The organism is Thalassospira sp. MCCC 1A03138, from assembly GCF_002115785.1.
GTDB lineage: Bacteria > Pseudomonadota > Alphaproteobacteria > Rhodospirillales > Thalassospiraceae > Thalassospira.
Genome location: NZ_JFJY01000022.1, coordinates 1 through 1,250, shown reverse-complemented (window position 1 = coordinate 1,250; position 1,250 = coordinate 1). Strand labels below are relative to the sequence as shown.

The window sequence follows — 1,250 nt, the reverse complement described above, 5'->3', positions numbered from 1 at the left end:
ATAATTTCCACCTTCTGGGCCAAGACAAATCGGGCCGCGAGGTGTTTCGCAAAAAGCTCTCGCGAGCGCAGATGATGCGGTTCTTCGGCAACTTGCCGAGCTGCGTCGTGGTAACGGAAGCCTGTGCCGGCTCTCACTTCATCGCCCGTCAGCTTGCGGCGATGGGGCATACGACCAAGTTGATTTCACCGCAGTTTGTCCGCCCTTTCGTCAAGGGCAACAAAAATGACTTTATCGACGCAGAGGCCATTTGCGAGGCGGCTTCCCGTCCGTCCATGCGCTTCGTTACGCCTAAAACCGAGTCTCAGCAAACCCTGTCTGTCCTGCATCGCATGCGCGAGTCGTTGGTGCATGACCGCACCAAGACAGCCAATCAGATGCACGGTTTCCTGCTGGAATTTGGCATCAGCCTGCCCAAAGGCTCAGCCATCATGAAGCGTTTGGCAGCTGTTTTGGCCGAGCATGAGCTGCCTGTGCGGCTGACAGTGCTGTTGCAACGCCTGCACGATCACTTCGTTTACCTGGATGAACAGATCAAGGAACTGGACAAACAACTGGCTTGCCAGCTGGCCGACGATGATCTGGGGAGCCGTTTGCTTAGCATGCCGTGTGTCGGTCCGATCACCGCCAGCCTTCTGGCTGTAGAAATGGGCGATGGCAAGCAATACCGATGCAGTCGCGATTTTGCGGCTTCAGTGGGCTTGGTGCCGCGACAGTACAGCACGGGCGGCAAAGCCAATTTGTTGGGGATCAGCAAGCGGGGTGACAAGCACCTGCGGCAACTGCTGGTGCAATGCTCCAGGGTTTACATGCAGAGGCTGGATCATCAGAAGGGGGCTTTGGCCGACTGGGTGCGAGCGCTGCTGCGCCGACGACACTCGAATGTGGTGGCCTGTGCCCTGGCCAACAAACTGGCGCGTATCGCTTGGGCGATAGCGGCTCACCATGCGCAATATGAAGCAGGGCCAGACGCCTTGAACGCCTGACCCTGCGGTTGTTGCAGTACCACAATTCACCCTTCAGGTTTTGCGATAGCTGAACAACGGATGACGTGAACGGCCTACCGGCCTGGCGAAGATCCTGACATAAAAATCGGCTTCAGAAGCCGACGGGCTTTTAAGGATCGTCAGGCGCGACTCTCATCGTGGCGCTGGGGCAAGCCCCAAACAGACGCCGGATAGATTTAAGCAAGCCAACCACATCGCCCGTTAATCAGTATTGCAAAAATGGGGGGGACCATAGATTTTTTT

1 protein-coding gene is annotated in these 1,250 nt (G+C 56.6%); it reads left to right on the top strand.

The features are described from left to right. Positions 1-986, top strand: a 986-nt coding sequence (locus TH468_RS21060) for an IS110 family transposase (protein ID WP_085646385.1), incomplete at its 5' end; no start/stop codon positions are given. Between the last annotated feature and the right edge of the window lie 264 nt (positions 987-1,250).